27 protein-coding genes are annotated in these 26732 nt (G+C 71.5%); 12 read left to right on the top strand and 15 right to left on the bottom strand.

Annotated features, from left to right (window positions below; genetic code table 11):
* Positions 1 to 6: 6 nt before the first annotated feature.
* Positions 7 to 1200 carry an MFS transporter gene (locus tag H537_RS0138780; protein ID WP_029002132.1) on the bottom strand — a complete coding sequence of 398 codons (1194 nt, stop codon included), beginning with the start codon at positions 1198 to 1200 and terminating at the stop codon, positions 7 to 9.
* A 108-nt stretch (positions 1201 to 1308) separates the two neighbouring features.
* Between H537_RS0138780 and H537_RS0138775 the strand changes: the two genes are divergently transcribed.
* Positions 1309 to 2304, top strand: coding sequence for a GlxA family transcriptional regulator (locus H537_RS0138775; protein ID WP_029002131.1), 996 nt, complete (start codon positions 1309 to 1311; stop codon positions 2302 to 2304).
* Positions 2305 to 2393: 89 nt separating this feature from the next.
* Here H537_RS0138775 and H537_RS50165 read toward each other — a convergent pair whose 3' ends face one another.
* The 14 genes from H537_RS50165 to H537_RS0138705 form a co-directional block, all read right to left on the bottom strand.
* A complete protein-coding gene (locus H537_RS50165) occupies positions 2394 to 3506 on the bottom strand; it encodes a porin (RefSeq protein ID WP_051244645.1) in 1113 nt (370 codons plus the stop codon).
* 139 nt (positions 3507 to 3645) lie between these two features.
* Positions 3646 to 4086: a PaaI family thioesterase gene (locus H537_RS0138765; protein ID WP_029002130.1), complete on the bottom strand. Its 441-nt coding sequence runs from the start codon at positions 4084 to 4086 to the stop codon at positions 3646 to 3648.
* The gene (locus tag H537_RS0138760; RefSeq protein ID WP_043462159.1) at positions 4076 to 4861 is read right to left on the bottom strand and encodes an enoyl-CoA hydratase/isomerase family protein; all 786 of its coding nucleotides are present in this window, start codon (positions 4859 to 4861) and stop codon (positions 4076 to 4078) included. The genes H537_RS0138765 and H537_RS0138760 overlap by 11 nt, the downstream gene beginning before the upstream one ends.
* Before the next feature lie 10 nt (positions 4862 to 4871).
* A complete protein-coding gene (locus H537_RS0138755) occupies positions 4872 to 5540 on the bottom strand; it encodes a 4-carboxy-4-hydroxy-2-oxoadipate aldolase/oxaloacetate decarboxylase (RefSeq protein WP_043462193.1) in 669 nt (222 codons plus the stop codon).
* A gap of 5 nt (positions 5541 to 5545) precedes the next feature.
* A complete protein-coding gene (locus H537_RS0138750) occupies positions 5546 to 6199 on the bottom strand; it encodes an RraA family protein (RefSeq protein WP_043462156.1) in 654 nt (217 codons plus the stop codon).
* A gap of 5 nt (positions 6200 to 6204) precedes the next feature.
* Positions 6205 to 6861, bottom strand: a complete 657-nt coding sequence (locus H537_RS0138745; RefSeq protein WP_029002126.1) for an RraA family protein — start codon at positions 6859 to 6861, stop codon at positions 6205 to 6207.
* A 7-nt stretch (positions 6862 to 6868) separates the two neighbouring features.
* Positions 6869 to 7867, bottom strand: a complete 999-nt coding sequence (locus H537_RS0138740) for a DODA-type extradiol aromatic ring-opening family dioxygenase (RefSeq protein ID WP_029002125.1) — start codon at positions 7865 to 7867, stop codon at positions 6869 to 6871.
* Positions 7868 to 7881: 14 nt separating this feature from the next.
* Entirely contained in the window at positions 7882 to 9084 is a 1203-nt protein-coding gene (locus tag H537_RS0138735) for a CaiB/BaiF CoA transferase family protein (protein WP_029002124.1), read from the bottom strand.
* Positions 9085 to 9096: 12 nt separating this feature from the next.
* A complete protein-coding gene (locus tag H537_RS0138730; RefSeq protein WP_029002123.1) occupies positions 9097 to 9507 on the bottom strand; it encodes a Zn-ribbon domain-containing OB-fold protein in 411 nt (136 codons plus the stop codon).
* A 1-nt stretch (position 9508) separates the two neighbouring features.
* The gene (locus tag H537_RS0138725; RefSeq protein WP_029002122.1) at positions 9509 to 10711 is read right to left on the bottom strand and encodes a thiolase family protein; all 1203 of its coding nucleotides are present in this window, start codon (positions 10709 to 10711) and stop codon (positions 9509 to 9511) included.
* Positions 10712 to 10725: 14 nt separating this feature from the next.
* Positions 10726 to 11706: a Bug family tripartite tricarboxylate transporter substrate binding protein gene (locus H537_RS0138720; protein ID WP_029002121.1), complete on the bottom strand. Its 981-nt coding sequence runs from the start codon at positions 11704 to 11706 to the stop codon at positions 10726 to 10728.
* Between the two features lie 36 nt (positions 11707 to 11742).
* Positions 11743 to 12873 (bottom strand): acyl-CoA dehydrogenase family protein, encoded by a 1131-nt coding sequence (locus H537_RS0138715; protein WP_029002120.1) that lies wholly within the window; start codon positions 12871 to 12873, stop codon positions 11743 to 11745.
* 11 nt (positions 12874 to 12884) lie between these two features.
* On the bottom strand, positions 12885 to 14087 hold the full coding sequence (locus H537_RS0138710) for an acyl-CoA dehydrogenase family protein (RefSeq protein WP_029002119.1): 1203 nt from the start codon (positions 14085 to 14087) through the stop codon (positions 12885 to 12887).
* Positions 14088 to 14099: 12 nt separating this feature from the next.
* Positions 14100 to 16226: an acetate--CoA ligase family protein gene (locus H537_RS0138705; protein ID WP_051244643.1), complete on the bottom strand. Its 2127-nt coding sequence runs from the start codon at positions 16224 to 16226 to the stop codon at positions 14100 to 14102.
* Positions 16227 to 16588: 362 nt separating this feature from the next.
* Between H537_RS0138705 and H537_RS0138700 the strand changes: the two genes are divergently transcribed.
* From H537_RS0138700 to H537_RS48295, 11 genes are all read left to right on the top strand, one after another.
* Positions 16589 to 17329 (top strand): GntR family transcriptional regulator, encoded by a 741-nt coding sequence (locus tag H537_RS0138700; RefSeq protein ID WP_238446960.1) that lies wholly within the window; start codon positions 16589 to 16591, stop codon positions 17327 to 17329.
* Between the two features lie 14 nt (positions 17330 to 17343).
* The gene (locus tag H537_RS0138695) at positions 17344 to 17742 is read left to right on the top strand and encodes a RidA family protein (protein ID WP_029002116.1); all 399 of its coding nucleotides are present in this window, start codon (positions 17344 to 17346) and stop codon (positions 17740 to 17742) included.
* Between the two features lie 10 nt (positions 17743 to 17752).
* Complete coding sequence (locus H537_RS0138690) at positions 17753 to 18754, top strand: amidohydrolase family protein (protein ID WP_029002115.1); 1002 nt, start codon at positions 17753 to 17755, stop codon at positions 18752 to 18754.
* Positions 18755 to 18792: 38 nt separating this feature from the next.
* A complete protein-coding gene (locus H537_RS0138685; protein WP_029002114.1) occupies positions 18793 to 20031 on the top strand; it encodes an aromatic ring-hydroxylating dioxygenase subunit alpha in 1239 nt (412 codons plus the stop codon).
* A gap of 29 nt (positions 20032 to 20060) precedes the next feature.
* A complete protein-coding gene (locus tag H537_RS0138680; protein WP_029002113.1) occupies positions 20061 to 21038 on the top strand; it encodes a tripartite tricarboxylate transporter substrate-binding protein in 978 nt (325 codons plus the stop codon).
* A gap of 10 nt (positions 21039 to 21048) precedes the next feature.
* Positions 21049 to 22329 (top strand): aromatic ring-hydroxylating oxygenase subunit alpha, encoded by a 1281-nt coding sequence (locus tag H537_RS0138675; RefSeq protein ID WP_029002112.1) that lies wholly within the window; start codon positions 21049 to 21051, stop codon positions 22327 to 22329.
* 12 nt (positions 22330 to 22341) lie between these two features.
* The gene (locus H537_RS0138670; RefSeq protein ID WP_029002111.1) at positions 22342 to 23310 is read left to right on the top strand and encodes a PDR/VanB family oxidoreductase; all 969 of its coding nucleotides are present in this window, start codon (positions 22342 to 22344) and stop codon (positions 23308 to 23310) included.
* Positions 23311 to 23398: 88 nt separating this feature from the next.
* A complete protein-coding gene (locus tag H537_RS0138665) occupies positions 23399 to 24193 on the top strand; it encodes a crotonase/enoyl-CoA hydratase family protein (RefSeq protein WP_029002110.1) in 795 nt (264 codons plus the stop codon).
* Between the two features lie 24 nt (positions 24194 to 24217).
* Positions 24218 to 25564, top strand: coding sequence for a 3-hydroxyacyl-CoA dehydrogenase (locus H537_RS0138660; RefSeq protein WP_029002109.1), 1347 nt, complete (start codon positions 24218 to 24220; stop codon positions 25562 to 25564).
* 25 nt (positions 25565 to 25589) lie between these two features.
* Positions 25590 to 26369, top strand: coding sequence for an SDR family oxidoreductase (locus tag H537_RS0138655; RefSeq protein ID WP_029002108.1), 780 nt, complete (start codon positions 25590 to 25592; stop codon positions 26367 to 26369).
* 41 nt (positions 26370 to 26410) lie between these two features.
* Positions 26411 to 26732 (top strand): electron transfer flavoprotein subunit beta/FixA family protein (locus H537_RS48295; protein WP_043462190.1); only part of this gene is annotated, 322 nt, incomplete at its 3' end.

Raw genomic sequence — 26732 nt, 5'->3', positions numbered from 1 at the left:
AAGGTGTCATGCCGGGCGCTGCATGGCGACCTCCGCAACGGCGGAGCCCGGCATGCTGCTGCGCCGGATGAAGGCATGGGCTCTCTCGGCGCAGGCCCACGCCAGCGCGATCAGCGCCGCGCCGACGAGGGGCAGGTAGCGGCCCTCGACCGTCAGCAGCACCAGCCCGCCAAGCACGCCCGAGCAGGCGAGCCCGCCGTAGGTGGCCGTGTTGTTGAGCGCGAGCAGCAGCGGCGCGACTTGCGGCGCGGTCTTCACCAGCCGGTGCTGTTGCGGCACCAGGAGGCCCCAGCCGCACAGGCCCCACACCACGAGCGCGGCGGCCGCCCCCATCGGATGGCCCACGGTCCACGGCAGCAGGCAGAAGTTGGCGATGCCGACACCCAGGCCGATATTGAGCACGCGCCGGCTGTCGAAGCGGTCGACGAGCCGGCCCGACAGCACGTTGCCCACGGTGGACGCGACGCCCCACACCAGCAGCAGGCCGGCGAGCGTGCGCTCGTCGCCGCCGGTCACCGGGCGCAGCACCAGGCCCGCATAGGTGTAGACCATCAGGAAGCCGCCGAAGGCGAACAGCGAGGTCAGCAGCGTGAGCGCCACGCGCATGTCGCGCACCGGTGCGATGCGTTCGCGAAGACTGATGCGCGGCGGCATGGGCACCTCGCGCAGCAGCAGCGCCAGGCCCGCCATTGCCGCCAGCCCCAGCAGCGCGACGAACCACAGCGTGGTGCGCCAACTGCCGAGGCCGCCGATGAAGGTGCCCAGCGGCGCTCCCAGCGCGGTGGCGCCGGCCAGCCCTGCGGTGACCGTGGCCAGAGCGCGGCCGCGGCGCTCTGGCGTCGCCAGCGCGGCCGCGACGCCGAGCGCGGTAGGCGAGAAGATCGCTGCACCCAGGCCGGCGACCGCGCGGCTCAACAGCACCATGTTCAGGTCGGTGGCCAGCGCGGTAAGCACGTTGCCGAGCACGAAGATGCCCAGCGCCGACACCAGCAGCCGCTTGCGCGGCCAGCCGCCGGTAACAGCAGCCATCACCGGCGCCAGCACGGCGTAGCTCAGGGCATAGACGGTGACCATCTGCCCGGCGAGGCTGACGGACGTATCGAGCGATCGGGCAACACTGGGAAGGATGCCGGCAACGACGAAGTTGTCGGTTCCCATCGCAAACATGCCGAGCGCGAGCATGAGAAGGCGGCGATCCATGGCGATGAATGACTGTGGTGTGGAACGGGTCGCCAGCGTAGGCGCGACCGCTTTCGCGGCAAATGTCGAAAATGCCGCGGTTTCGGACACGCTGTCCGCAGAGGTTCCATGCACGCCATCGGTTTCGTGGTCTTCCCACGCTTCGACCTGCTCGCCTTCTCGGCCGTCACCGCATTGCAAACGGCCAACCGCGTCCTCAGCGGTGACTTCTACGAGGTGACGCTGCTGTCCGAGCACGGTGGGCCGGTCATGGCCTCGGCCGGTTTCCGCGTCGAGACGCGGCCCTTCGGTGACGCCGTGTTCGACACCGTTCTGCTGGCCACGGGCATCGAGACCGATGCCGGCTCGCCAGGGCTGTACGCGTTCGTGCGCCGCGCGCTGGGCAGTGCCCGCCGCGTGGTGGCGCCGTGCACAGGAGCCTTCTTGCTGGCGGAGGCGGGCGTGCTCGACGGCCGCCACGCCACCACCCACTGGCGCTTCGCGCGCGACTTGCAGCAGCGCTTTCCCAAGGTGCGGGTTGACGACGACCAGATCTTCGTCGTTGACGGCCCGGTGTGGACGTCTGCTGGCATGGCCGCGACGCTGGACCTCGCGCTGGCCCTGATCGAGCAGGACCATGGCCGCACCGTCTCGCGCGAGGTGGCACGCAGGCTCGTGGTCTATCACCGGCGCGCGGGCGGACAGCCGCAGATTTCCGCGCTGCTGGAGCTTGAGCCGAAGTCCGACCGCATCCGCAAGGTGCTTGACCACGCGCGGGCCCACCTGGCCAATGCGCTGTCCGTGGAGGAGCTGGCCGAGGTCGCGGGGCTCAGCCCGCGCCAGTTCAGTCGCGCCTTCAGCGCCGAGACCGGCCGCTCCCCTGCGCGGGCGGTCGAGCAACTGCGGGTGGAGGCGGCGCGCGTGCTGCTGGAGCAGGGCCGTCTGCAGATGGACCTCATTGCGCGCGAGGTGGGTCTTGTGGACCGCGAGCGCATGCGGCGTGCCTTCGTGCGTACGCTGGGACAGCCGCCGCGCACGCTGCGCCAGGCCTCACGCGCCGGGCGCGCGGCTCAGGCCGGCGATGCCGACATGCCGCCCGCGTGGGTCCAGCCGTCGGCCGCCTGAACAGCGCTTGGCGCCTCGCGGCAGGCCCCGGCGCCGCAAGCCGCTCCGCCCGAAAGCGGCAGCGGCCTCCCCGAAGGGCAGAAGCAGCGTCAGAACACGTGCCGCACGCCCAAGCCCAGCGAGCTGGCCGAGCCGCCCGCGGGCAGCGTGTTTCCGGGGCCGAAGATGCCGTACAGCGCCGTGGTGGCGCGGCCGTTGTAGCCGCCGTTGTCGTCCTCGATGCGGGCGTAGCGCAGGTACACGTCGGTGCGCTTGGACAGCCGGTAGTTCACGCCGACGTTGAGGTAGGTATTGCGGCCCTCGGCCTTGGCCGCGCCGGTGGCGTAGGCCAGGCCGTTGTCCTCCACCCGCGCCACCTGCGCCACCGCACTCCAGGCGGTCGAGATCGGCACCTTCACGCCCAGCACCAGGCCGCGCGTCTTGGGCGTGGCACCGCTGACCAGCTCGTTGCGGTGCTCCCAGAAGTTGCCGCCCAGCACGTAGCCGTTGAGGTTGTACGTGGCACCGACGTTGAAGGCCTTCTGCTCCACGTCGCCCGCGGCCGTGGCCTGGCCGCCCTGGTGGTAGGCCACGCTCGCGTCCAGGGCGCCGCCCTGGTAGCGCAGCAGCCCGCCGACGTTGCGTTTCATCGTGCCGGCGGCCACCCACGGCGTGGCCACGCTGGGCGCGGTGGCGGCGTTCTCGCCTGCGGCCACGGCCACCATGGCGCTGAAGCCGCCGAAGGACGGCGTCCAGTAGCTCACCTGGTTGTCCTGGCGGCTCTGGTCGCCGTTGGAGACGTACATCGACAGCACCGGCGAGAAGGCCGAGAAGGGATCGACGTCGCTGAACACCATCGAGTAGTGGATGGGCGCGTACTGGCGCCCCAGCCGGATCTCGCCCGCGCGCGCCGACTGCAGCGACACGTAGGCCTGGCGCCCGAACAGCCTCCCGCCCTGCAGCGAGGTGCCGGTGTCGATGGAGATGCCGCTCTCCAGCACGAAGCCGGCCTTGAGGCCGTCGCCCAGGTCTTCCGTGCCCCGGATGCCCCAGCGCGACGGCTGCATGCCGCCGTTGGACACCCGGACCATGGAGCCTCGGCCGGAAATGCGGGTGGATTCGACGTAGGCATCGGCAACGCCGTAGAGCGTGACGTTGCTTTGCGCGATGGCGCCGCCGGTACAGGCCGCGAGCGCGGCGGCGGCGATGCAGGTCTTGTTCACTGGATGTCTCCTGGTCGTTGAAGGCGGGCCCGTTCGGATGCAGGCCCTTGAAGGCAAGGCTCCGCCCGGCCGGGTGCCAAGCCCGGCAGTCGGGAAAGCCTTGGAAAGCGGGCCGCCGCGCCACGCGCGGCGCGCCCGATCAGCGGCCGGGCACCACCGTGCAGACGGCCGTGGCGGTGGCGACGAGCTGGCCGTCCTGCAGCAGCTCGCCCGCCACGTGGCAGACCCCTCGGCCACGGCGCACCAGCCGCGAGCGGCCTTGCAGCGCGCCGGCGCGTGCGGGCCTCAGGAAGGAAAGGTTCAGGTTGAGCGTGGCGCAGTGCTCGCCGGGTGCCAGCGTGGCGGTGACGAGGAAGGCCGTCACGTCGTCCAGCATCGCGCCCAGCACGCCGCCCTGCACCTGGCCGGCCGGGTTGAGGAAGCCCGCGCCGGCGTGGTAGTCGGATTCGAGCGTGCCCGCCTCCAGGTCCACGGCCGTGATGTGCCCGCCCAGCGTGGTGCTCACCGGCGGCGGCGGGATCTCGCCACGGTGCACGCGAGCGAAGTAGCCGTCGGCGGCGGAAGTGATGTCAGCGGCCATGGAACTCGGGCTTTCGTTTCTGCATGCGCGCGGCAATGCCCTCGCGCTGGTCCTGCGAGGCGTCGGCCTGCGCGATGTCGCGCCGCAGCTCGGCGGCGTCCAGCGTGCCGGCGGCGATGCGGTTGAGGTGTTTCTTCATGCCCAGCAGCGCCAGCGGCGCCATGCCGGCCAGGTGCTCGCTGAACTCGTCCACCGTGGCGACCAGCGCGTCGGCCTCGACCACCCGGTCCAGGAAGCCGCACGCCAGCATCTGCGCCGCGTCCAGCGTCTCGGCCGCCAGCAGCACGCGCTTGGCCATGCGCAGGCCCAGCCGTTGCACATAGCGCTCCATGCCGCCGCGATAGAACAGGATGCCGATCTGCGCCGCCGGCACGAACATGCGCGCCTCGGCCACGCCGATGCGGAAGTCGCAGGCCAGCGCCAGGTCGGTGGCGCCGCCGTGGAAGCCGCCGTTGATGGCGGCGATCGTGACCGGCCGCGCCTGCTCGATCTCCCCGGCCAGCGCCTCGAAGGACTCGCCGGCCGCAGCCACGGCGCCGCGCTCGGCCGCCTGCGCCAGGTTGAAGCCGCTGCAGAAATGACGCCCCTGCCCGCGCAGCCGCAGCACCAGCACGCCGGGCATGGCACTGACCTCGCGCAGTTGCGCGCGCAGCAGCTCCAGGTCTTCCAGCTCCAGCCGGTTGCCGACCTCGGGCCGGCGCAGCGTGATGGTGGCGATGCGGCCGTCGATCGCCAGCTCGGGCGGCAGTCCGGTGGGTGTGGATGAAGTGCTCATGGCGCCGCCCTCACCGGAACCCGTACACCTGCATGGTGCTCTCGCCCGCGCGCAGCCGCTGCAGGATCGCGGCCTCCTCGGCCTCGCGCCGTCGCGAGCGCTCCACGATGTCGGCCGCGCGCCCGCGCGGCAGCACGCACACGCCGTCGCCGTCGGCCGCCACGAGGTCACCGGCGTGGACCACCACGTCGCCCATGAGCACTGGCGCGCCGATCCAGCCGATGGCGCCGTAGTCCTTGCCCGTGCCGCGGATGCACAGCCCGCGCGATAACACCGGGAAGCCGATGTCCTCCAGCAGCACGCCGTCGCGCACGCAGCCGTCGATCACCAGGCCGGCCAGGCCGCGCGCCTGGGCCATGGTGCTCATGATCTCGCCCCAGTAGCCGTGCTCGAAGGCGCCGCTGGCGTGCACCACCAGCACGTCGCCCGGCCGGGCCACGGCCAGCGCACGGTGCAGCCACAGGTTGTCGCCCGGCGGCGAATGCACCGTCAGCGCCGGACCGCAGGCGCGCATCGCGCGCCCCACGGGCTTGAGGGCCGAGGGCAGCGCGCCGATCTTGCCGCCGGCCTCGTGCAGCGTGGCCGTGGGCAGCTCGCGGGCGGCGGCCACCACATCCGGCGCGACACGCCCGAAGTCCAGCCGCGTCGTGGTCGCGGCGTCGTGTTCATGCAGGGCCATGGCGTTCACACCTTGGTCTGGAGCTGGTGGTACTTGAACTGGCGCCGGGCCTCGTCGAGCCGCATGCCGCCGCGCACGGCCTCGCGGATGGCCTCCTCGGCCTGCTCGATGCCCTCGGCCGTGTCCAGCACGCGGTCCTCGAAGTCCCTGGGGATCACGACCACGCCGTCGGCATCGCCGCGCAGCAGGTCGCCCGGAGCCACGCGCACGTCGCCGATGTTCACGGGCACGCCGGTGGCCTCCACCTGCACCCGGTCCTTGCCGGTGCGCATCCAGTGGTCCCTGGCGAACACGGGGTAACCGAGCTTCAGGCACATCGCCACGTCGCGGCACACGCCGTCGATGACGGTGCCGGCGATGCCGCGGCGGTGCGCGATCTCGGTGAGGATGTCGCCCCAGACGGTGGCGTTGTCGCGCCCGCCGTTGTCCAGCACCACCACGCTGCCCGGCGGCACGTCGTCGATGTAGTCGCCCACCGTGCCGGCCGGGTTGCCGGCCGGGCCGTAGAGCAGCGTCCAGGCGCGCCCGGCCATGCGAAAGCCGTTGTCGCGCGGCTTGATGCGGTAGCACTGGCCGTTGAGGCCGAGCTTGTCGAGCGCGTCGCTGAGCGTCGCGGTGTCCAGGCGCGCGGCGCGCGCGACGTTCTTGTCCTGTTCCATGGTGTTCAGTCCTTGAGCATGTGTTCGTAGTTGCCGCCCATGACCTGGCCGATGGGCGTGCCGGCGGCGATGGCCTTGGCCATGGCGGCCTCCCGGGCCACGATGGTTTCCGCCGTTTCGAGCACGCGCTCGATGTCGCGCTCGGCGATGAAGATGACGGCGCTCTGGTCCGCAAGCACGTAGTCGCCGGGCGTGACCTCGACGCTGCCGACCTGCACCGGCACCTGCGTGCCGAGCTCGACGACGCGAGCGCGCGCGGTCAGCGAGGTGAGGCTGCGGCTGAAGACGGGGAACTCGTAGGCGACGGCCTCGTCCACGTCGCGCAGCGGGCCGTCGGCGACCACGCCGGCAACGCCGCGCACCTTGGCGCCCAGCGTCAGCAGCCCGCCCCAGCAGCCGGCCTCGATGCCGCTTCGCTGCTCGACGACGATCACGTCGTCGGGCCCCGCGGCCTCGATGGCGCTGCAGCCCAGGTGGCGCGGCGGCCCGGGCGGCGGCGTGCCGGGGCCGACCTTCATGGTCACGGCCCGGCCGGCGATGCGCCCGCGGCCCGAGCGCTGCGGCAGCCCGGTGACGACGCCGGGCAGGCGCAGCTTGTCCAGGGCGTCGGACACCGCACAGGCATCGAGCCGGCGCAGGCGTTGCACGTAGGGATTGCTCATGGTTTTCTCAGTCCAGGGTGCGCCAGGCGGCGAAGCACAGTCCGGTGCCGGTGAGCGCGGGGCTGCGGTAGCCCGGCACGTAGGACACCCATTCCAGGTCCAGCTCCTTCACGGCCTCGGCAGCGATGAGCCAGTTGCGGATCTCGGAGCTGCCGGCCTGCAGCTGCTTCGGGTCCAGGCCGGCGAGCCAGGCCATGTCCTTCTCGCGCAGCGCCTGGATGATCCCGTGGTCCAGCTCCTCGTCCACCACGAAATGGCTCAGGCCGCCGGAGGCCAGCACGCCCACGCGCAGGTCCTCGGGGTAGGCCTGGACCAGCTCGCGCAGCGCCGCGCCGAGCTGGATGCAGCGCCGCGGCGTAGGCTGGTTGGGCGGGTCGAAGGTGTTGACGATGACCGGGATCACCGGCAGCTCCGTGCCCTGCAGGTACCAGCGATGGATGAAGCTGAAGGCATGGCCCTCGAACTGGCCGCGCTCCAGACCGTCCATGGCGGCGATGTCGAAGTCGCGGTCGCAGAGCTGGCGGATGAGCCACTCGGCCATGTCGGCCTTGACCGGGTAGTCGCGGTCGGCCTCGGGCTCCTGGCGCGCCATGCGGGCGCGCTTGTACCAGCCGTCGCCGGGCGCCAGCTCGGCCTTGGCGTTGCGGATGGTGGCACCGTAGTAGATGGCGAAGGCCGGGTTGTTGGTGGTGCGGAACAGCTCGTTCTGGTCGTCGCCGACCACCAGCAGCACGTCGAGCCGGGCCGCGTGGATCTGGCGGCGCAGCGCCGCCATCGCAACCTCGGCGGCATCGAAGCGCTCGGCCATGCGCTCCGGCGTGACCATCGATTCGGCCTCTGCCGGCGCCTGGGCCAGCAGCGCGTCGTAGCTGGTGCGGTTGCCCGCACGGTCGTAGTAGTGGGGGTTCTTCGGGTCGATCGCACGGAAGCCGTGCTGCCAGTCCTCGCGCTGCGAGGCCAGCATGATGCTGTGCGAGGAGCCGAAGGCGGCAACGATTCGGGCCATGGCGGGTTCCTGTGTCAGACGATGAAGGCGGCACGCAGCTCGGCGATGCGCTGCTCGCCGTAGCCGAGCTCCTGGAGGATCGCGTCGGTGTCCTGGCCCTGCAGCGGCGCCGGGCGCGGCGGTTCGGTGCGCGGGTGGGCCGACAGCCGCACGGGCTGCCCGATGAGCGAGACCTCGCCCAGCTCGGGATGCGCCATGGGCCAGGTGATGCCCAGGTGGCGCACCTGCGGGTCCTCGAACACCTGGTCGATGCGGTGGATGGGGCCGCAGGGCACGCCGGCCTTGAGCAGCCGCTCGGTCCATTCGGCGGTGCTGCGCCGCATGAAGGCCTCGCCCACGGCGGCGTTGACGCGCTCGCGGTTGGCGCAGCGCTCGGGGTCGGAGCCGAAGCCGGGCGCCTGCACCAGGTGCGGCACCTCCAACGCCTCGCACAGCCGCGTCCACATGGTCTGGCCGATGGCCGCGATGTTGAGGTAACCGTCGGCCGTGCGGAACACGCCGGTGGGCACGGTCAGCGGGTGCTCGTTGCCGTTCTGGCCCGGCACCTTGCGGTCGATGAGCCACTGCACGGCCTGGAAGTCCAGCATCGCGATCTGCGACTCCAGCAGCGAGGTCTGTACCCACTGCCCTTCGCCGGTGGCCTCGCGCTCCAGCAGCGCGGCGAGCACGCCCTGCGCGCAGAAGTGACCCGCGCACAGGTCGGCGATGGGGATGCCCACGCGCATCGGCCCCTCGCCAGGCTTGCCGGTGACGCTCATGAGCCCGCCCATGCCCTGCGCGATCGAGTCGAAGCCGGGCCACTTGGCATAGGGCCCGTCCTGGCCGAAGCCCGAGATGCTCGCGTACACCAGGCGCGGGTTGATGGCGCGCAGCTGCTCGGGGCCGATGCCCAGGCGGTCCTTGACGTCGGGGCGGTAGTTCTCGATGAACACGTCCGCCTTGCGCACCAGCTCGTGCAGGATCGCCACGCCCTCGGGCGTCTTCATGTTGAGCGTGAGGCTTTCCTTGTTGCGGTGCAGGTTCTCGTAGTCGGCGCGGTTGTGGTCGCGTCCGCCGATCATGTCGTCGCCGCCGGGCGCCCCAGGCGGAATCTCCAGCTTGATGACACGCGCGCCCATGTCGGCGAACAGCCTCACGGCGGTGGGGCCGGCGCGCACCCGCGTGGCGTCGAGGATCGTGAAGCGCGAGAGCGCGCCCTTGCGGGGGGTGTTGGTCATGGGTCGTTCCTTCTAGGCGGGCGTGAACATCGGCACGGCGTGGCCGCCGTCGCTGGGCTTGAACACCACGCGCACCCGCTGCTCGATCGCCAGCGCGGCGGGATCGCAATCGACCAGGTTCGTCATCAGCGTGACGCCCTCGTCGAGCGTGACCAGGGCCAGCGTGTAGGCGGCCTCGCCGCGGCCCATGGTGCTGTGGCTGTAGATGCGCCCGAAACCGCTGGCCTGCACCCAGCTCGTGCGGGCGCCGAGGCAGTGCGGGCAGATGTCGCGCGGATAGTGATGGACCTCGCCGCAGTCGTCGCACTGCTTGAGCAGCAGCCGGCCCTCGCCGGCGGCGCTCCAGTAGGCGTGCGACTCCGGCAGCACGCGCGGCGCGGGGATGCGGCGCGGCTGGGCGCCCTTGTCGTGTGGGGAGCTCATCTCAAACCCTTTCCAGAATCAGCGTGGCCGCGGTGTGGCGCGACGCCAGCGCGCCGCCGATGCCGCTGGCCAGCGCGAGGTCGCAGTTGGGCACCTGCACGGCCGGATGCGCCTCGCCGCGCAGCTGGCGCACGGCCTCGATGACCTTGGTGACGCCGCCGCGGTTGGCGGGGTGGTTGCTGCAAAGCCCGCCGCCGTCGGTGTTGAAGGGCAGCCGCCCCACGCCGGAGATCAGGCCGCCGTCCTGCACGAAGCGCCCGCCCTCGCCCTTGCGGCAGAAGCCCAGGTCCTCCAGCTGCATCAGCACGGTGATGGTGAAGCTGTCATAGAGCGAGGCGTACTTGATGTCGGCCGGGGTCACGCCCGCCTCGGCGAAGGCCATCGGCCCGGACCAGGCGGCGGCCGAGTAGCTCAGGTCCACCCGGCCGGCCATCGAATGCTTGGGCGCCTCGCCGGTGCCGCGCACCTTCACCAGCGGCCGCTTCTGCTGAGCGGCGATGTCGCGCGCGATCTCCGGCCGCGCCACGATCAGCGCGCCGCCGCCGTCCGTCATCACGCAGCAGTCGAGCCGGTGCAGCGGGTCCGCCACCAGCGGCGAGGCCAGCACCTCCTCCACCGTCACCACCTTGCGCAGCAGCGCATGCGGGTTGTGCTGGGCGTGGTGGGAGGCCGCGACCTTGATCCACGCCAGCTGCTCGGACGTGGTGCCGAACTCGTGCATGTGGCGCCGCGCCACCATGGCGTAGAGGTTCTGCGTGGCCGGGCCGTAGGGCAGCTCGAAGGCGAGCTCGGGCGCATCGGGGTCGGGCGCCTTGAGCGCGAGCTGCGGCGGCTTGCCGGCCTTGGCCAGCGCCGCCGAGGCCGCGCGCGGGCGCCCGGCCAGCGTGATCAGCGCCACGTTGCAGCGGCCCGCGGCGATGGCCTCGGCCGCGTGCGCCACGTGCAGGATCGGCGCGGAGCCGCCGCACTCGGTGCTGTCCACGTGGCGCAGCTTCAGGCCCAGGTACTCGGCCACCGTGGTGGTGCCCAGGCCCGGGGCGTCGCCGGCGCAGAAGTAGCCGTCGATGTCGGACTTGCTCAGTCCGGCGTCTTCCAGCGCGCCGCGCGCCACGTCGGCATGCAGCCGCACGACGGAGAGGTCGTCGGCCTGGCGGGTCGGGTGCTCCCAGGCCCCGACGATGTAGGCTTTTCCGTTGAGGCTCATGGTGTTCCTCGCGCTCACTGCTCGGGCCGGAAGCCGGTGGCCTTGACGACCGCGCCCCAGTACTCGATTTCCTTGCGCAGCAGCGCATCGACCTCGCCGGCGGGACGGAAGTCCGGCGTCATGGTCTGCTTGTTGATGAGGATGTCGCGCACGTCGGGCATGGCGAGCACCTGCTTGACGGCGGCCTGCATGCGTTCCATCTCGGCCTTGGGGGTCTTGGCCGGCGCCCACAGCGCGGTCCAGGCGTCGCCCGTGTCCACGTTGAAGCCCTGCTCCACGAGCGTGGGCACGTCGGGCAGCAGCGCCGAGCGCTTGGCGCCGAACACGCCGATCACCTTCACCTGCCCGCCGCGCTGGTGCGCCGCGATGTCGCCCGCGGTCATGATCCCGGCGGCCACCTGCCCGCCCACCAGATCCGTCACCAGCGGGCCGTTGCCGCGGTAGGGCACGACGCTGAGCGCCACGCCCGCGGCCTTGGCCAGTTGCAGCCCGCTGAAGTGCGTGTGGCCGCCCAGCCCCGCCGAGCCGAAGGTGCCTTCCTTGGGATGCGCCTTGACCCAGCCGATGTAGTCCTTGACGCTGGACACGCCGGTGCGGCTGTTGACCGCCAGCGCCAGCGGGTACGACACCACCATCGCCACCGGCGCCAGGTCGGTCAGCAGGTCGTACTTCAGCACCGAGGCCGGATAGAGCACGTGCTGGAACACGCCGGTGGCGTTGGGCGCGAGCATCCAGGTCTGGCCGTCGGGCGGGGCACTCTTGAGCGCCTCCGCCGCCAGCCGCCCGCCGGCGCCGGGCTTGTTCTCGACGATGACGGTCTGGCCCAGCGGCTGGCGCAGCTTCTCCGCCAGCAGCCGCGCGACCATGTCGGTGGACCCGCCGGGCGCGAAGCCCACGAGGATGCGCATGGGCGGCTTGTCCTGCGCCTGGGCGCCGGCGCCCAGGCCGAGGACCGCTGCGGCCAGCAGCGTCTTCATGAAACGGCAACGGTTCATCTGGTGTCTCCTGTGGATGTCGTTCTTCGGGGCGGGTCAGTGCGCCTGCTCGCTGAAGCGGCGCAGGTGGTGGTGCGCGTCGCCCAGGGTCTGGCCGATGGCCATCAGCCGCTTGGCGTAGTGCCCGACACGGCACTCCTCGGTCATGCCCATGGCGCCGTGCATCTGGATCGCGGCCAGGCTGACCTGGCGGCCCAGCTGCGCCACCATCACCTTGGCGGCAGACACCAGGCGCCGGCGCTGCGAGACCGAGTCCACCTCCAGCGCCATGGCCGCGGCGCAGGCCATCGACTTGGCCTGCTCCAGCGCGATCACCATGTCGGCCAGGCGGTGCTGCAGCACCTGGAATTTCGCCAGCGGCGCGCCGAACTGCCTGCGCGTGCGCAGCTGCTCCGTCGTGAGATCGACCAGCGCCTCGATGGCACCGGCCGCCTCGGCACACAGCGCCGCGTTGGCGCGGTCCAGCGTCTCGTCCAGCAGCACGTGCGCCGCGCCTTCGGCGCCCACCAGCCGCCCGGCGTCCACCTTCACGCCGCGCAGTTCCACGTGGGCGGCACGGCGGCCGTCCAGCGTGTTGAAGCCGTGCAGGCTCAGCCCCGGTGCGTCCGCATCCACGGCGAACAGGCTCAGGCCCTCGGGGCCGTGGCGCTCGCCCGCGGTGCGTGCCACCACCAGCAGCAGCTCGGCACTGTCGCCGTCGAGCACCAGGCTCTTGCGGCCGTCCAGGACCCAGCCGGCGCCGTCACGGCGGGCGCGGGTCTGCACGTCGTCGAAGTGGTAGCGCGCCTGGGGCTCGCTGCAGGCCAGTGCCAGCCGCAGCTCGCCGGCGGCCACGCGCGGCAGCCATTGCGTGCACTGCGCGGGCGAGCCCGCCCGCGCCAGCAGCTGCCCGGCCAGCACGATGCTGGAGAACCAGGCGCCGCCGCCGAGCGCACGGCCCAGCGCCTGCGCCACCAGCATCGTCTCCACCGGGCCCTGGCCACTGCCGCCCAGCTCGGGATCGAAGGGCAGGCCCAGCAGGCCCATGTCCGCCATCGCCGCGTGGCGCCGCGCGGCCGTCTCGGGCACCGGCACGTTGCCGCGCTCGTGCGCGGGGTACTCGCCGTCGCAGAAGCGCTGCACCGCCTCGCGCAGCGCCAGGTGGTCGTCGTTGAGCGCGAAATCCATGGTGGTTCTCCTCAGGCCGCCAGCACGGCCTTGGCGATCAGGTTGCGTTGCACCTCGTTGGCGCCGCCGTAGATGGACAACTTGCGCGCGTCCAGGCAGTTGGCCGCCAGCGAGCCCAGCCCGTCCGGCGCCGGCGGTTCGCCGTCCAGGGCTTCCAGCGCTTCGAGGCGCTGCAGCTCGGCGTCGAAGGGCACGGCGTGCGGCCCGGCGATGTCCACCAGCAGCTCGTAGAGGGCCTGGCGCAGCTCGGTGCCGCGCACCTTGAGCATCGAGGCCTCCACCGCCGGCACGCGGCTGCCCTGGTTCGGGCTGAGCAGGCGCAGCGCCGTGAACTCCAGCGCCAGCAGCTCGATCTCGAACTGCGCCAGCCGCGCCTGCAGCAGCGGGTCGCCGTCCAGACCTTGCAGCTGCGCCAGGCGCCGGGCGCGGGCGAGCTGCTGCTTGCAAGAGCCGATGCCGGCGATGCCGGTGCGCTCGTGCCCCAGCAGGTACTTGCCGCAGGTCCAGCCCTTGTGCAGCTCGCCCACCAGGTTCTCGGCCGGCACGCGCACGTTGTCGAGGAACACCTCGTTGAGGTCCTCGCCGCCTTCGAGCATGCGGATCGGGCGCACCTGCACGCCGGGCGAGGCCATGTCGATGAGCAGGAAGCTGATGCCTTCCTGCGGCTTGGCCGCGTCGGGGTCCGTGCGCACCAGCGCGAACATCATCGAGCACCACTGCGCGTAGGAGGTCCAGACCTTGTGGCCGTTGACGACGAAGTGGCGGCCGTCGGGCTCCAGCACGGCGGTGGTGCGCAGGGCGGCCAGGTCCGAGCCCGCGCCGGGCTCGGAGAAGCCCTGGGCCCACCAGGTGTTGCTGTGGCGGATGTCGGGCAGGTACCTGGCCTTCTGCTCGGCCGTGCCGAAGGCGATGAGCACCGGGCCCAGCATCTGGATGCCGCTGGCGATGATGCGCGGCGCGCCGCCGAGCAGCGTCTCCTCGTCGAAGATGTAGCGCTGCAGCGCCGTCCAGCCCGGGCCGCCGTGCTCCACCGGCCAGCCCGGCGTGATCCAGCCGCGCTCCTCCAGGATGCGGAACCAGGTCACGTAGTCCTCGTGCTCCAGGCGCAGGCCCAGCTCCACCTTGCGCTGGATGCGCGCGGGCAGCCGCTCCTGCACGAAGCGGCGCACCTCCTGGCGGAAGGCCTCGTCGGCGGGGGAAAACTCCAGCTTCATGCGTCTCGTCCTTCAGGGCTTGCACACCAGCAGCGCGTCCAGCGCGAGCGCGCGCTCGGGGTAGGCCACCAGCGGGTTGATGTCGATCTCGGTGATCTGCGGGTTGGCGCGCATCTGCGCCCCCACGCGGGCGACCACGCGGGCCACCGCGCGCACGTCCACCGCGGGTGCGCCGCGCACGCCGCGCAGCAGCGAGGCCGCCTTCAGGCGCGAGAGCTCCTCGGCGATGTCGTCCTCGGCCAGGTCGGCCGGGATCAGGCGCACGTCCTTGAGCGCCTCGATCCACACGCCGCCCAGGCCGACCAGCACCACCGGGCCCCAGTCGGCGTCGCGCCGGGCGCCCACGACGAGTTCCAGCCCGCGCGCGCCCAGGGCCTCCACCAGCACGCCGTCGAGCTGCAGCTCGGGGCGGTGGCGCTTCACGCTCTGGTGCAGCTGCTCCCAGCCCTGGCGCAGGGCTGCCGCGTCGGCCAGGCCGACGATCACGCCGCCGACGTCGCTCTTGTGCGGCAGCGCGCTGGCCTGGGCCTTGATCACCACCGGCCAGCCGATCTCGCCGGCGATGCGCAGCGCCTCGTCCACGCTGCGGGCCAGCGCGCCGCGGGGCGCCTCGATGCCGGCCTCGGCCAGCCAGGCCTTGCCCTGGTACTCCGCGAAGATGCCGTTGGCCGGCACGGGGCCGGGCAGCTGGACCATGCGGGCCGCGGCGGCGGCGCGACCGGCGCGGGCCAGGTTCTCGCCGTAGATCGCCACGCGGCGCAGCGCGCGCAGCGCGCGGTCGCCGGAGCGGAACATCGGCACGCCGCTGGCCTGGATCGCCTCGACGAAGAAGGGCTCGATCGGGCCGCTGTCGCCGCTGAGCACCAGCACCGCGGGCTTCTTCGAGCGCGCCAGCGCGGGCACCAGGTGCTCGGCCTTGTCGCGCTGCGCCACCGCCGGGCCCACGGGAATGGCCAGCACCAGGCTGGCGATGTGCGGGTCGGCCAGCAGCGTGTCCGCGATCTCGCCGACGAGTCCCGGCTGGCGCACGCCGATGGTGGTGTAGTCCAGCGGGTTCTCGGCCACGGCGTAGCTGGGCAGCTTGGCCTGCAGCGCCTCGACGGTGGCCGGCGCCAGGGCAGGCATGGGCAACCCGATGTCGTCGGCGAAGTCCAGCGCGATGTTCTTCATCGCGCCCGAGCCGGTCATGAAGGCCACGCCGCCCACCTGCGGCGCGGGGTGGCGCAGCAGGATGGCCGTGGTGTCGAACAGCTCGTCCAGCGAGTCCACCTGCACCACCGCCTCGCGCGCCAGCAACGCCGAGGCCGTGGCGTGGTCGCCGGCCAGCGCGCCGGTGTGCGAGGCCGCGGCCTCGCGGGCGCGCTCGCTCTTGCCGGGCATCAGCAGCACCAGCGGCTTGCCGGCCTCGCGCGCCCGGCGCGCCAGCGCCAGGAACTGCTGCGGGCGACGCACCTGCTCGACGTAGGCGGCGATGACGCGGGTCTGCGCGTCGGCGACGTAGTGGGCCAGCAGGTCCTCCACACCCACGCCGGCCTCGTTGCCGGTGGAGAACACCGCCGTGAGGGGCAGGCCGCGGCCGATGAAGGCGTCGCGCAGGCACGCCGCCATCGCGCCGCTCTGCGCCACCACGCCGATGCCGGGGCGGCCGTTGCACGGATAGGGCGACACGGGCTCGAAGGTCAGCGGCACGCCGGCCTCGAAGTTGGTGAAGCCCATGCAGTTCGGGCCCACCAGCAGCATGCCGGCCTCGCGCGCCAGCGCCGCGAGCTGCTCCTGGCGCTGGCGGCCCTCGTCGCCGGTCTCGGCATAGCCGGAGGCGAAGAGCACCGCGGCGTGGGTGCGGCGCGCGGCCAGGCCGCGCACGGCGTCCATCACGCCGGCTTCGGGAATCGCCAGCACCGCCAGGTCGATGCCTTCGGGCAGCTCGTCCACCGTCTTCACGCAGGGGCGGCCGTTGATCTCGGTGCTGCTGCGGCTGACCAGATGCAACCGGCCCTGCCAGCCGAAGCGCTCCAGGTTGGCCAGCACGAAGCCGCCGAAGGACCGGGGGTCGGCCGAGGCGCCGACGATGGCGATCGATCGCGGCTGGAGCACGCGGCCGACCGGCTGCAGGTCGGTACGCGGGGCGGAATCCGTCATCTCAAGTCCTCTCGCAACAGGCGTTGTGTCGATGGAGCGGATTCTGTGGCATACCAAACATCGATGTAAATACACCAGAAGCGCTTATCTGGCGTTTACGGATTGGTGTTTTCCCGAGGCTTCGGAGGATCCAGGTGTCCATCTGAGCGCCTTTTGTGGACACAAGCCGGTTGCCAGCTGCCACTCCTCCTATGGAGCGAGAGCGCAAGCGCCACGCGCGGTTGCTCAGGAGAGCCGCCGTGCGACACGGCGCTAAGCTACGGACACCACAGCCTCAGCGGTTCTGTGGACAGAAGATGTGGCATTCGGGAAATCCATTGCTTGCATGCCACAGAGCATTGAACGTATATTTCATTCACGCCATGAGCACGCCCAACGAACCCAGCAACCCCACCCCCATGGACAGCGCCCTCAGCACCGAAGAACTGCGCCCCCGCGCCGGCCGGGCCAACGAGATACGGGCCGCGCTGCAGGACGAGATCGAGAGCGGCAAGCTGCCGCCCGGAGCGGTACTGGATGAGCGCGCCCTGGCCGCGCGCTTCGACGTCTCGCGCACCCCGGTGCGGGAGGCGCTGCAGCAGCTCGCCGCGCGGGACCTGGTGCGCATCGCGCCGCGGCAGGGCGTCACCGTGGCGCGGCTGTCCATCGGCAAGGTGCGCGGGATGATGGAAGCGCTGGGCGAGCTGGAGGCGGTGTGCGCCAAGCTCGCGGCGCGCCGCATCGACGACGAGCTGCGCCAGCGCCTGGACGAGGCCCTGGCCCGCTGCCAGGACGCGGCCATCAACGGCGGCTCGGCCGAGTACGCGCTGGCCAACACCTTCTTCCACGAGACGATCTACGCCGGCAGCCGCAACGAGTACGTCGCCGAGCAGATCCGCCTGGCGCGCCGCCTGATCCAGCGCTATCGCGCCAGGGACTTCCAGAGCAAGGCGCAGATCAGCAAGTCGCTGCAGGACCACCTGAAGATCGCGCGCGCCATCCAGGCCGGCGACGAGGCGGGCGCGGCGCAGGCCATGTTGCTGCACGTGCCCATGGGCTCCACCGGCTTTTCCGAGTTCCTGGCCACCGTGCCGATGAGCTTCTTCGACCACGACGGCGCCTGACGCGCCGACCCAGCATGAAACGCTCCCCGCGCTCCATCGACCTCCTGGGCCTGGCCCACAAGGCCCCCATTCCGCAAGCCGCCCGCGTGGGCCCGCTGCTGTGCTCCTCGGCCATCGCCGGCAAGGACCCGGCCACCGGCGAGCTGCCGGCGGACGCCGCGGCGCAGGCGTCCAACGCCTTCGCCCACATGGACCGGCTGCTGGAGGCCGGCGGAGCGCGCCTGGAGGACGTGGCCAGGCTCACGGTCTACCTCAAGGACCCGGCCGCGCGCGACGCCGTCAACGCCCAGTGGCTGCGGCGCTTCCCGGATCCGCACGACCGCCCGGCGCGGCACATCGTCGAACACGAGCTGCAGCACGGCATGGCGCTGCAGCTGGAATTCCTGGCCTTCGTTCACTCCACTGACCGCTGAAGAGCATTTCATGATCATCGACTCGCACGCCCACATCGTCATGCCGCCCGAGAGCTTCCGCTTCATGGCGGAACTCATCGGCGGCCGGGCCAACCCGCACACGCTGCCCAAGATTCCCGAAGCCTCGGTGCGCAAGGTGGCCGAGGAGCTGGTGCGCACCATGGACAGCGTGGGCACCGACGTGCAGTTCATCTCGCCGCGGCCGTACCTGCAGATGCACTCGGTCAAGCCGGGCAAGGTCACGGAGCTGTGGTCGCGCCACTGCAACGACCTCATCGCGCGCTTCGTCGAGCTGTTCCCCGACCGCTTCCGCGGCGTGGCGGGCCTGCCGCAGTACATGGACGAGCCGCTGGAGCAGCGCGCCGTTCCGGAGCTGCGCCGCTGCGTCGAGCAGCTGGGCTTCGTCGGTTGCCTGATCAACCCCGACCCCACCGAAGGCGCCGGCCCCACGCCGCCGGGGCTGGGCGAGGAGTTCTGGCATCCGCTGTACCAGGCGATGGTCGAGCTCGACGTGCCGGGCCTGATCCACTCCGCGGGCAGCTGCAGCGCGCGCGAGAGCTACACGCTCAAGTTCATCAACGAGGAGAGCATCGCCATCGTCTCGCTGCTGGGCGCCAAGGTCTTCGACAAGTTCCCCGAGCTCAAGATCGTGGTGGCCCACGGCGGCGGCGCGATCCCCTACCAGATGGGCCGCTTCCGCTCCTGGAACGCGCGCAAGGGCGAGGCCGTGAGCTTCGACGAGCAGCTGCGCAAGCTCTATTTCGACACCTGCAACTACTCCAAGGAAGCCATCGAGCTGCTGATCAAGGTGGCCGGCACCGACAACGTGCTCTTCGGCACCGAGAAGCCGGGCACCGGCAGCGCGCGCGACCCGGTGAGCGGCCGCGACTACGACGACATGAAGCCCGTGATCGAGAGCATCGAGTGGCTGACGTCGAAGCAGCGCACCGACATCTTCGAATGCAACTGCCGGCGCGTGTACAGCCGCGCCTTCCGCAAGGACGGCGAGTAAGCGCACCCGACCGCCGCACACGATCAGAGGAGACAGCCATGGCCATGACCAGGGAAGACAACGAACTGCTGACGCGCGTCGAGAACGGCGCGCCCATGGGCGAGATGATCCGCCAGCACTACTGGATCCCGGCCGTGCCGGCGTCCAAGCTCGTGGCCGACGGCGCGCCGCTGCGCGTGCGGCTGCTGGGCCGCAACTACGTGGCCTTCCGCGTGACGGACGGCAGCGTGGGCGTGGTGGACGAGCAGTGCCCGCACCGCAAGGCCTCGCTGGCGCTGGCACGCAACGAGGACAACGGCCTGCGCTGCCTCTTCCACGGCTGGAAGTTCAACGTGCGCGGCGAGGTGATGGAAGCACCGAACCACGCCGGCGACCAGCGCCAGTTCTGCAGCCACGTGCGCGTCAACCGCTACACGGCGGTCGAGCGCGGCGGCATCGTCTGGGTCTGGCTGGGCCAGGGCGAGCAGCCGCCGAAGTTCCCCAACCTGCCCTTCGTGGACCTGCCCGAGGACCAGCGCGCCGTCACCAGCCAGGAGGTGCCCACCAACTGGGTGCAGGGCGTGGAGGCATCGATGGACAGCTCGCACGTGGGCGTGCTGCACGAGTCCACCACGCAGATCACCGCCGGCTCGGGCAACGAGCGGCTGCACATGACCAAGGCGCTGGCGCCCAAGCTGGAGTTCGAGGAGCGGCCCTACGGCTACCGCTACGCCGCGCTGCGCGCGCTGCCCGACGACAAGGTGTATGCCCGCGTCAACAACTTCGTGATGCCCTGGTACGGCATCATCTGCCCGCCCGATGCCAAGGGCCCCAGCACGGTGTTCTTCTCCACGCCGGTGGACGACGTCACGCACCGCGCCTGGTTCGTGCACTTCAACCCGCACCGGCCGCTGGGCATGACGGTGATGTCGGCCTCACCCGACGTGTGGAACTTCCCGCCGCTGCCCCCGGGCAGCCCGGCGGAGAACTGGGGCCAGAACCGCGACCTGATGAAGCGCGGCCACGCCACGGGCTTCCCGCAGCACCTGGGCACCGAGGACTTCGCGATGTTCATCAGCCAGGGCCCCATCGTGGACCGCACCGACGAGCAGCTGTGCTCCGCCGACGGCGCGGTGCTGCGCGTGCGCGCGCAGCTGCTGCGCTCGGTGCGCGAGTTCATGGCCGGGCAGACGCCCAGGCTGGCCGACAGCCCGGAGCTCGATTACGCCCAGGCCATCTCGGTGGGTGGCGTGCTCCACGCGGGCAGCGACTGGCGCGCGCTGACCGAAGCCGCCTGAACCGAGGGCCTTGCAGCGTGAAGTACCGCATGACCTCCCCCGCTCGGCGCCGCTTGCTGCTGGCCGCGGCCGCCGGCCTGGCGCCGGCCCTGCTGCGCGCACAGCCGGACAAGCCGGTGCTGCGCATCCTCGTCGGACTGCCGCCGGGCGGCGGCACCGACGCCATCGCGCGTGCCATTGCCGACCGGCTGCCCGAGCACCTGGGCCAGCCGGTGATGATCGACAACCGCGTGGGCGTGGGCGGGCGCCTGGCCTGCGACGCGCTGATGGCGGCCAAGCCCGATGGCTTGACCTGGATGATCGCGCCCAACGCCACGCCGACCTTCCAGACGCTGGTGTTCGGACCGCAGCTCAAGTGGCAGCTGTTCCGCGACTTCGCGCCGGTGGCCGGCCTGGTGAGCTACCCGCTGGGCATGGCCGTGAGCACCGCCACCGGCGCCAGCAACGTGCGCGAGTTCGTGCAGTGGGTGCGCGAGCATCCGCAGGCGGCGAGCTTCGGCGTGCCGGGCCTGGGCGGGCAGAACCATTTCCTGGGCGCGCAGTTCGCCAAGGCCACGGGCATCGACCTGCCGGCGACACCCTACAAGGGCACGCCGCCGCTGATCACGGACCTGGTCGGCGGCCACGTGCCGGCGGCGGTGACGCTGATGGACGAGATGCTCAAGCACCACCGCAGCGGCCGGGTGCGCGTCATCGGCATCTTCAGCGACAAGCGCTCGGAGCTGATGCCCGACATCCCGACCATGGCCGAGCAGGGCGTGAAGATGCTCGCCAGCGAGGGCTGGACGGCGATGTGGGCGCCAGCGAAGACACCGCCGGCGGAGATCGCGCGCATGCAGCAGGCGCTGCGCAAGGTGCTGGAGACCCCCGCGGTGCGCGAGCTGCTCGCCACGCGGCTGTCGGTGGTGCCGGCCTTCCTGGACGCCGAGCAGATGGCACGGCGCCAGCGCGACGAGCTCGCGGCCTGGGAACCCGTCATCAAGTCCTCGGGCTTCAAAGGCGAGTGAGGGCCTCAGGATGCTGACGACCGAGAAGAACCGCCGGCTCACCGAGGTCGGCCCAGGCACCCCGATGGGCGAGCTGCTGCGCCGCTACTGGCATCCGGTGGCGGGCATCGACGAGCTCGACCACCATCCGGTCAAGGCCGTGCGCCTGATGGGCGAGGACCTGGTGCTGTTCAAGGACGCCGAAGGCGCCTACGGCCTGGTGGACCGGCACTGCGCGCACCGGCGCGCGGACCTGTCCTACGGCTTCGTCGAGCCTGGCGGCCTGCGCTGCAGCTACCACGGCTGGCAGTTCGACGTGTCCGGCCGCTGCGTGCACCAGCCCTTCGAGGAGGCGGCCGACCCGCAGGCGCGCGCGAAGTGCAAGGTGCAGCTCAAGGCCTACCGGGTGCAGCCCAAGGCCGGCATGCTGTGGGCCTACATGGGCCCCGAGCCCGCGCCGCTGCTGCCCGACTGGGAGGCCTTCAGCTGGGCCAACGGGTTCGTGCAGGTGGTGTTCGCCGAGGTGCCCTGCAACTGGCTGCAGGCGCAGGAAAACTCCATCGACCCGGTGCATTTCGAGTGGATGCATGCCAACTGGGGCCGGCGGCTGCGCGGCGCGAGCGGGCATGCGCCCAGGCACCTGCGGCTGGGCTTCGAGGAGTTCGAGTTCGGCTTCACGTACCGGCGCATCAGCGAGGACACCGACGAGCAGCACCCGCTGTGGACCATCGGGCGGGTGTGCCTGTGGCCCAACGGCTTCTTCCTGGGCGACCATTTCGAGTGGCGCGTGCCGGTGGACGACACCCACATGCTCAGCGTCACCTGGAGCTTCATCCGCGTGCCCCAGGAAGCCGAGCCTTACGTGCAGCGCTCCATCCCGTCGTGGACCAGCCCGGTCAAGGACGCGGCGACCGGGCGCTGGATCACCAGCCACGTGATCAACCAGGACATCGTGGCCTGGGTCGGCCAGGGACCGGTGATGGACCGCAGCCAGGAGACGCTGGGCGCCAGCGACCGCGGCATCGCCATGCTGCGCCGGCGCCTCTTCGACGACATGGACGCCGTGGCGCAGGGGCTCGACCCCAAGGGAGTGATCCGCGATCCCGAGCGCAACCGGCGCGTGTTCCTGCCCAGCGACTCGCGCGACTTCTTCCTGCACGGGCTGCCGCGCGCCGAGTACGAACGCCATCCCAAGTGGAGCAAGCTGCTGCACCACTTCATCTTCCATGCCGGCCAGCCCGAGGCCGTCCAGCGCGCCTGCGAGGAAGCCACCGGCGTGGCGATCCGGGCCATGGACGTGGTGGACATCTAGCGAGAACGAAGCATGAGTTTTCTGCAAAGCACCGAGGTGCGCGTGCGCGCCGTGACCTGGGAGGCCGAGGGCGTTCTCGGCTTCGAGCTGGTGCCCCTGCCCCCGCGCAAGGCGCTGCCGCCCTTCACCGCCGGCGCGCACATCGACCTGCACCTGCCCAACGGGCAGATCCGCAGCTACTCGCTGCTCAATTCCCAGGACGAGACGCACCGCTACGTCATCGGCGTCAACCGCGACGCGGCCAGCCGCGGCGGCTCGCGCTACCTGCACGAAACCTTGCGGCCCGGCGACGTGCTGAGCATCGGCGCGCCGCGCAACAACTTCGCGCTGGACGAGGCGGCCGCGCACAGCGTGTTCATCGCCGGGGGCATCGGCATCACGCCGCTGCTGGGCATGATCCGCCGCCTGCAGTCGCTGGGGCGGTCGTGGCAGCTGTTCTATGCCGCGCGCACGCGCCAGGGCGCGGCCTTCGTGGACGAGCTGCAGCGGCTGCGCGACGCCACCGGCGCCACGGTGCAGTTCTGCTTCGACCGCGAGAACGGCGGGCGCATGCTGGACCTCGACGCCATCGTGTCGGCTCTGCCGGCCGGCGCCCACGTCTATTGCTGCGGTCCGTTGCCGATGCTGGAGGCCTTCGAGCGCGCCACCGCCGGGCTGCCGCCGCGGCAGGTGCACGTGGAGTATTTCGCCGCGCGCGAGGCGGCCGCCACCGAGGGCGGCTTCACGGTGGAGCTGGCCCGCAGCGGTCGCAGCCTGGTGGTGCAGCCCGGCCACACCATCCTGGACAGCCTGCTGGAAATCGGCTTGGAGCCGCCCTACTCCTGCCGCGAAGGCGTCTGCGGCACCTGCGAGGTGCGCGTCATCGACGGCACGCCCGACCACCGCGACCTCGTGCTCAGCGCGGCCGAGAAGGCCGCCAACGACCGCATGCTGATCTGCTGCTCCGGCGCTTGCAGCAGCAAGCTGGTGCTCGACCTCTAGCCGCCAGCCCGCCTTCCCCGCTTTCCTGAACCGGCCGCTTGCGCTGCCTGCAGCGCGGCGGGCCTGAACACGCCTATAGGAGACTCCCATGAGCGAAACCCTCGTCACCTACCAGCTCGAAGGACCGATCGCCCTGATCGGGCTGAATCGTCCTGCCAAGCGCAATGCGATCAACGAGGCCGTGATCGACCAGTTGCGCGCGGCCGTGGCCCGCGCGGCCGACGAGGCCGACGTGGCCGTGCTGCACGGCCACGGCAGCAACTTCTGCGCAGGCCTGGATCTGGCGGAGGCGCTGGCGCGCGCCACGGGCCAGGTCCAGCCGCCGCGCAAGCGCAAGCGCCACAGCTGGCACGAGGTGTTCGACCAGATCGCGCGGGGCCCCATTCCCTACGTGGCCGCGCTGCACGGCGCGGTGGTGGGCGGCGGGCTGGAGCTGGCCACCGCGGCGCACGTGCGCGTGTGCGACGAAACGGCCTTCTTCGGGCTGCCGGAGGGGCAGCGCGGCATCTTTGTGGGCGGCGGCGGCACGGTGCGCATCCAGCGCGTGGTGGGCTACACCGTGATGGCCGACATGATGCTTACCGGCCGGCTGCTGTCGGCCGCCGAAGGCGAGCGCGAGCACATCGTGCGCTATGTCGTTCCGCCGGGCCAGGCGCTGGCCAAGGCCATGGAGCTGGCGGCCAAGATCGCCCGCAACACGCCCGATACCAACTGGCGCATCACCAGCGTGCTGCCGCGCATCAACGACCTGTCCCACGACGACGGCCTGTTCATGGAGTACCTCAACTCCAACCTGCAGCGCTCGCCGGAGACGGCCGAGCGGCTGCGCGAGTTCGTCGAAGGCCGCGCGGCGCCGCTGATGGCCCCGGGCAAGGACGACTGAGACCCGATGGCGGAGACACCATTCATGAGCATCGACCTGATGAACCCCAGCCCGGCCGAGCGCGAGCAGGCCGCCGTGCACCTCGCGGCTGCGCGCGCGCAGGCCAGCGACGTCGGCCTGCCCGTGGGCACGCGGCCCCGCCCCGTCGATCACGTGGCCGTGATCGGTGCCGGCACCATGGGCGGCGGCATCGCGATGGCGCTGGCCAACGTGGGCATCCCCGTGACGTTGATCGACGCCGATGCCAAGGCGCTGGACCGGGGCCTGGCCCGCGTGCGGGACAACTACGCCACCAGCGTCGCGCGCGGCCGGCTCGATGCCGGCGCCATGGCGCAGCGCCTGGCGCTGATCAGCGGCAGCGTGTCGCTGGCCGAGGGCGTGCGCGGCACGGACCTGGTCATCGAGGCCGTGTTCGAGGACATGGGGCTCAAGCAGCGCCTGTTCCGCGAGCTCGATGCCGCGGCGCGGCCGGGAGCGATCCTGGCCACCAACACCTCCGGGCTGGACATCGACGAGATCGCCGCCGTGACCTCGCGGCCACAGGACGTGGTGGGCGCGCACTTCTTCAGCCCGGCGCACGTGATGAAGCTGCTGGAGGTGGTGCAGGCCCGGCACACCGCGCCCGACGTGATCGCCACGCTGATGGAGCTGGGCCGGCGCATGGGCAAGGTGGCGGTGCTCGCGCGCATCTACCCGGGCTTCATCGGCAACGCGCTGTTCCGCAACTACACGCGCGAAGCTCACTTCCTGGTGGAGGACGGCGCGCTGCCGCACGAGGTGGACGCCGCGCTCAAGCGCTTCGGCTACGCGATGGGCATCTTCGCGGTGCACGACATGGCGGGCAACGACGTGGGCTACCAGACGCGCAAGGCGCAGATGGCCACCCGCCCCACGGACCGGCGCTGGAACGACCTGATCCTGAAGCTGGTGGACCAGGGCCGCCTGGGCCAGAAGAGCGGCGCCGGCTGGTACCGCTACGAGCCGGGCAGCCGCGAGCCGCAGCGCGACCCGGTGGTCGAGCAGTTCATCGTCGAGGAATCGGCGCGCATGGGCCTCCAGCGCCGGCCCGTGTCGGAAGAGGAGATCCTGCAGCGCTGCCTCTACGGCATGGTCAACGAGGGCGCGCGGCTGCTGGAGCAGGGCATCGCACTGCGGCCCGGCGACATCGACATCGTCTACGTCACGGGCTACGGCTTTCCGGCACACCAGGGCGGCCCGATGTTCATGGCCGACCGCATTGGCCTGGACAAGGTCTGCGCCGACGTCCAGCGCCTGCATGCGCAGCACGGCCACTGGTGGCAGCCCGCACCGCTGCTGGAGCGGCTGGCGCGCGAGGGGCGGCGTTTTGCTGACCTGCAGGCCCGGGCCTGAGCCTTCGACGAGCCCGGAGCGACGCATGGATCTCGGACTTCAGGGCCGCCAGGCCATCGTGTGCGCCTCCTCGCAGGGGCTGGGCTACGCCTGCGCGCAGGCACTGGCCGCGGAAGGCTGCGCGGTGGTCCTCAACGGCCGCCTCGAAGACAAGCTGCAGGCCGCCGCGCAAGCCCTGCGCGCCGCCGGCGGGGCCCGCGTGACTGCCGTGGCCGCCGACCTGCGCACCGAGGAGGGCCGGGCGCGGCTGCTGGCCGCCTGCCCCGAGCCCGACATCCTGGTCAACAACAACGCCGGCCCGCCGCCGGGCCGGCTGGCCGATTGGGACCACGCGGCCTGGCTGGAGGCCCTGGAAGCCAACTTCCTGCCCGCGGCGCTGCTGATCCGGGCCGTCGTGCCCGGCATGCGCCGGCGGCGCTTCGGCCGCATCGTGAACGTTACCTCCGCCATGGTGAAGTCGCCGCATCCGGAGATGGGCCTGTCCACCGCGGCGCGCTCGGCCCTGACGGCGCTGTCCAAGGCGGTGTCCCGGGAAGCGGTGATCGACAACGTGACGCTCAACAACCTGCTGCCCGAGCGTTTCGACACGCCGCGCCAGGAAAGCATGGCGCAGCGACTGATGCGCGAGCAGGGCCTCACGCGCGAGGAGGCGCGCCGGCGCATCGCCGACACGCTGCCCGCCCGGCGCCTGGGCCGCCCCGAGGAGTTCGGGGCCACCTGCGCGTTCCTTTGCAGCGTGCACGCGGGCTTCATCACCGGCCAGAACCTGAGCCTGGACGGCGGCGCGAGCACCGGCCTGCTCTGACGCTGCTGATCCGACCGAACCATCGAAACCCAGGAACAACCATGAAGATTCTCGTGCCCGTGAAACGGGTGGTGGACTACAACGTCAAGGTCCGCGTGAAGAGCGACGGCTCGGGCATGGACCTCGCCGGCGTGAAGATGAGCATGAACCCCTTCGACGAGATCGCCGTCGAAGAGGCGGTGCGGCTCAAGGAGAAGGGCGTCGCCACGGAGGTGGTCGCGGTCTCCTGCGGCGTCACGCAGTGCCAGGAGACGCTGCGCACCGCCCTGGCCATCGGCGCCGACCGCGCCATCCTGGTCGAGACGGATGCCGAGCTGCAGCCGCTGGCCGTGGCCAAGATCCTCAAGGCCCTCGTCGACAAGG

Source organism: Azohydromonas australica DSM 1124, from assembly GCF_000430725.1.
In the GTDB taxonomy this organism is placed as follows: domain Bacteria; phylum Pseudomonadota; class Gammaproteobacteria; order Burkholderiales; family Burkholderiaceae_C; genus Azohydromonas; species Azohydromonas australica.
Note: the sequence above shows the minus strand (reverse complement) of the source record. Positions and strands in the feature narration are given on the sequence as shown.

Coding starts and splice junctions, on each gene's coding strand:
- H537_RS0138780 (WP_029002132.1), bottom strand. CDS start 1,200: ATGGATCGCCGCCTTCTCATGCTCGCGCTCGGCATGTTTGCGATGGGA.
- H537_RS0138775 (WP_029002131.1), top strand. CDS start 1,309: ATGCACGCCATCGGTTTCGTGGTCTTCCCACGCTTCGACCTGCTCGCC.
- H537_RS0138765 (WP_029002130.1), bottom strand. CDS start 4,086: ATGGCCGCTGACATCACTTCCGCCGCCGACGGCTACTTCGCTCGCGTG.
- H537_RS0138760 (WP_043462159.1), bottom strand. CDS start 4,861: ATGAGCACTTCATCCACACCCACCGGACTGCCGCCCGAGCTGGCGATC.
- H537_RS0138755 (WP_043462193.1), bottom strand. CDS start 5,540: ATGGCCCTGCATGAACACGACGCCGCGACCACGACGCGGCTGGACTTC.
- H537_RS0138750 (WP_043462156.1), bottom strand. CDS start 6,199: ATGGAACAGGACAAGAACGTCGCGCGCGCCGCGCGCCTGGACACCGCG.
- H537_RS0138745 (WP_029002126.1), bottom strand. CDS start 6,861: ATGAGCAATCCCTACGTGCAACGCCTGCGCCGGCTCGATGCCTGTGCG.
- H537_RS0138740 (WP_029002125.1), bottom strand. CDS start 7,867: ATGGCCCGAATCGTTGCCGCCTTCGGCTCCTCGCACAGCATCATGCTG.
- H537_RS0138735 (WP_029002124.1), bottom strand. CDS start 9,084: ATGACCAACACCCCCCGCAAGGGCGCGCTCTCGCGCTTCACGATCCTC.
- H537_RS0138730 (WP_029002123.1), bottom strand. CDS start 9,507: ATGAGCTCCCCACACGACAAGGGCGCCCAGCCGCGCCGCATCCCCGCG.
- H537_RS0138725 (WP_029002122.1), bottom strand. CDS start 10,711: ATGAGCCTCAACGGAAAAGCCTACATCGTCGGGGCCTGGGAGCACCCG.
- H537_RS0138720 (WP_029002121.1), bottom strand. CDS start 11,706: ATGAACCGTTGCCGTTTCATGAAGACGCTGCTGGCCGCAGCGGTCCTC.
- H537_RS0138715 (WP_029002120.1), bottom strand. CDS start 12,873: ATGGATTTCGCGCTCAACGACGACCACCTGGCGCTGCGCGAGGCGGTG.
- H537_RS0138710 (WP_029002119.1), bottom strand. CDS start 14,087: ATGAAGCTGGAGTTTTCCCCCGCCGACGAGGCCTTCCGCCAGGAGGTG.
- H537_RS0138705 (WP_051244643.1), bottom strand. CDS start 16,226: ATGACGGATTCCGCCCCGCGTACCGACCTGCAGCCGGTCGGCCGCGTG.
- H537_RS0138700 (WP_238446960.1), top strand. CDS start 16,589: ATGAGCACGCCCAACGAACCCAGCAACCCCACCCCCATGGACAGCGCC.
- H537_RS0138695 (WP_029002116.1), top strand. CDS start 17,344: ATGAAACGCTCCCCGCGCTCCATCGACCTCCTGGGCCTGGCCCACAAG.
- H537_RS0138690 (WP_029002115.1), top strand. CDS start 17,753: ATGATCATCGACTCGCACGCCCACATCGTCATGCCGCCCGAGAGCTTC.
- H537_RS0138685 (WP_029002114.1), top strand. CDS start 18,793: ATGGCCATGACCAGGGAAGACAACGAACTGCTGACGCGCGTCGAGAAC.
- H537_RS0138680 (WP_029002113.1), top strand. CDS start 20,061: ATGACCTCCCCCGCTCGGCGCCGCTTGCTGCTGGCCGCGGCCGCCGGC.
- H537_RS0138675 (WP_029002112.1), top strand. CDS start 21,049: ATGCTGACGACCGAGAAGAACCGCCGGCTCACCGAGGTCGGCCCAGGC.
- H537_RS0138670 (WP_029002111.1), top strand. CDS start 22,342: ATGAGTTTTCTGCAAAGCACCGAGGTGCGCGTGCGCGCCGTGACCTGG.
- H537_RS0138665 (WP_029002110.1), top strand. CDS start 23,399: ATGAGCGAAACCCTCGTCACCTACCAGCTCGAAGGACCGATCGCCCTG.
- H537_RS0138660 (WP_029002109.1), top strand. CDS start 24,218: ATGAGCATCGACCTGATGAACCCCAGCCCGGCCGAGCGCGAGCAGGCC.
- H537_RS0138655 (WP_029002108.1), top strand. CDS start 25,590: ATGGATCTCGGACTTCAGGGCCGCCAGGCCATCGTGTGCGCCTCCTCG.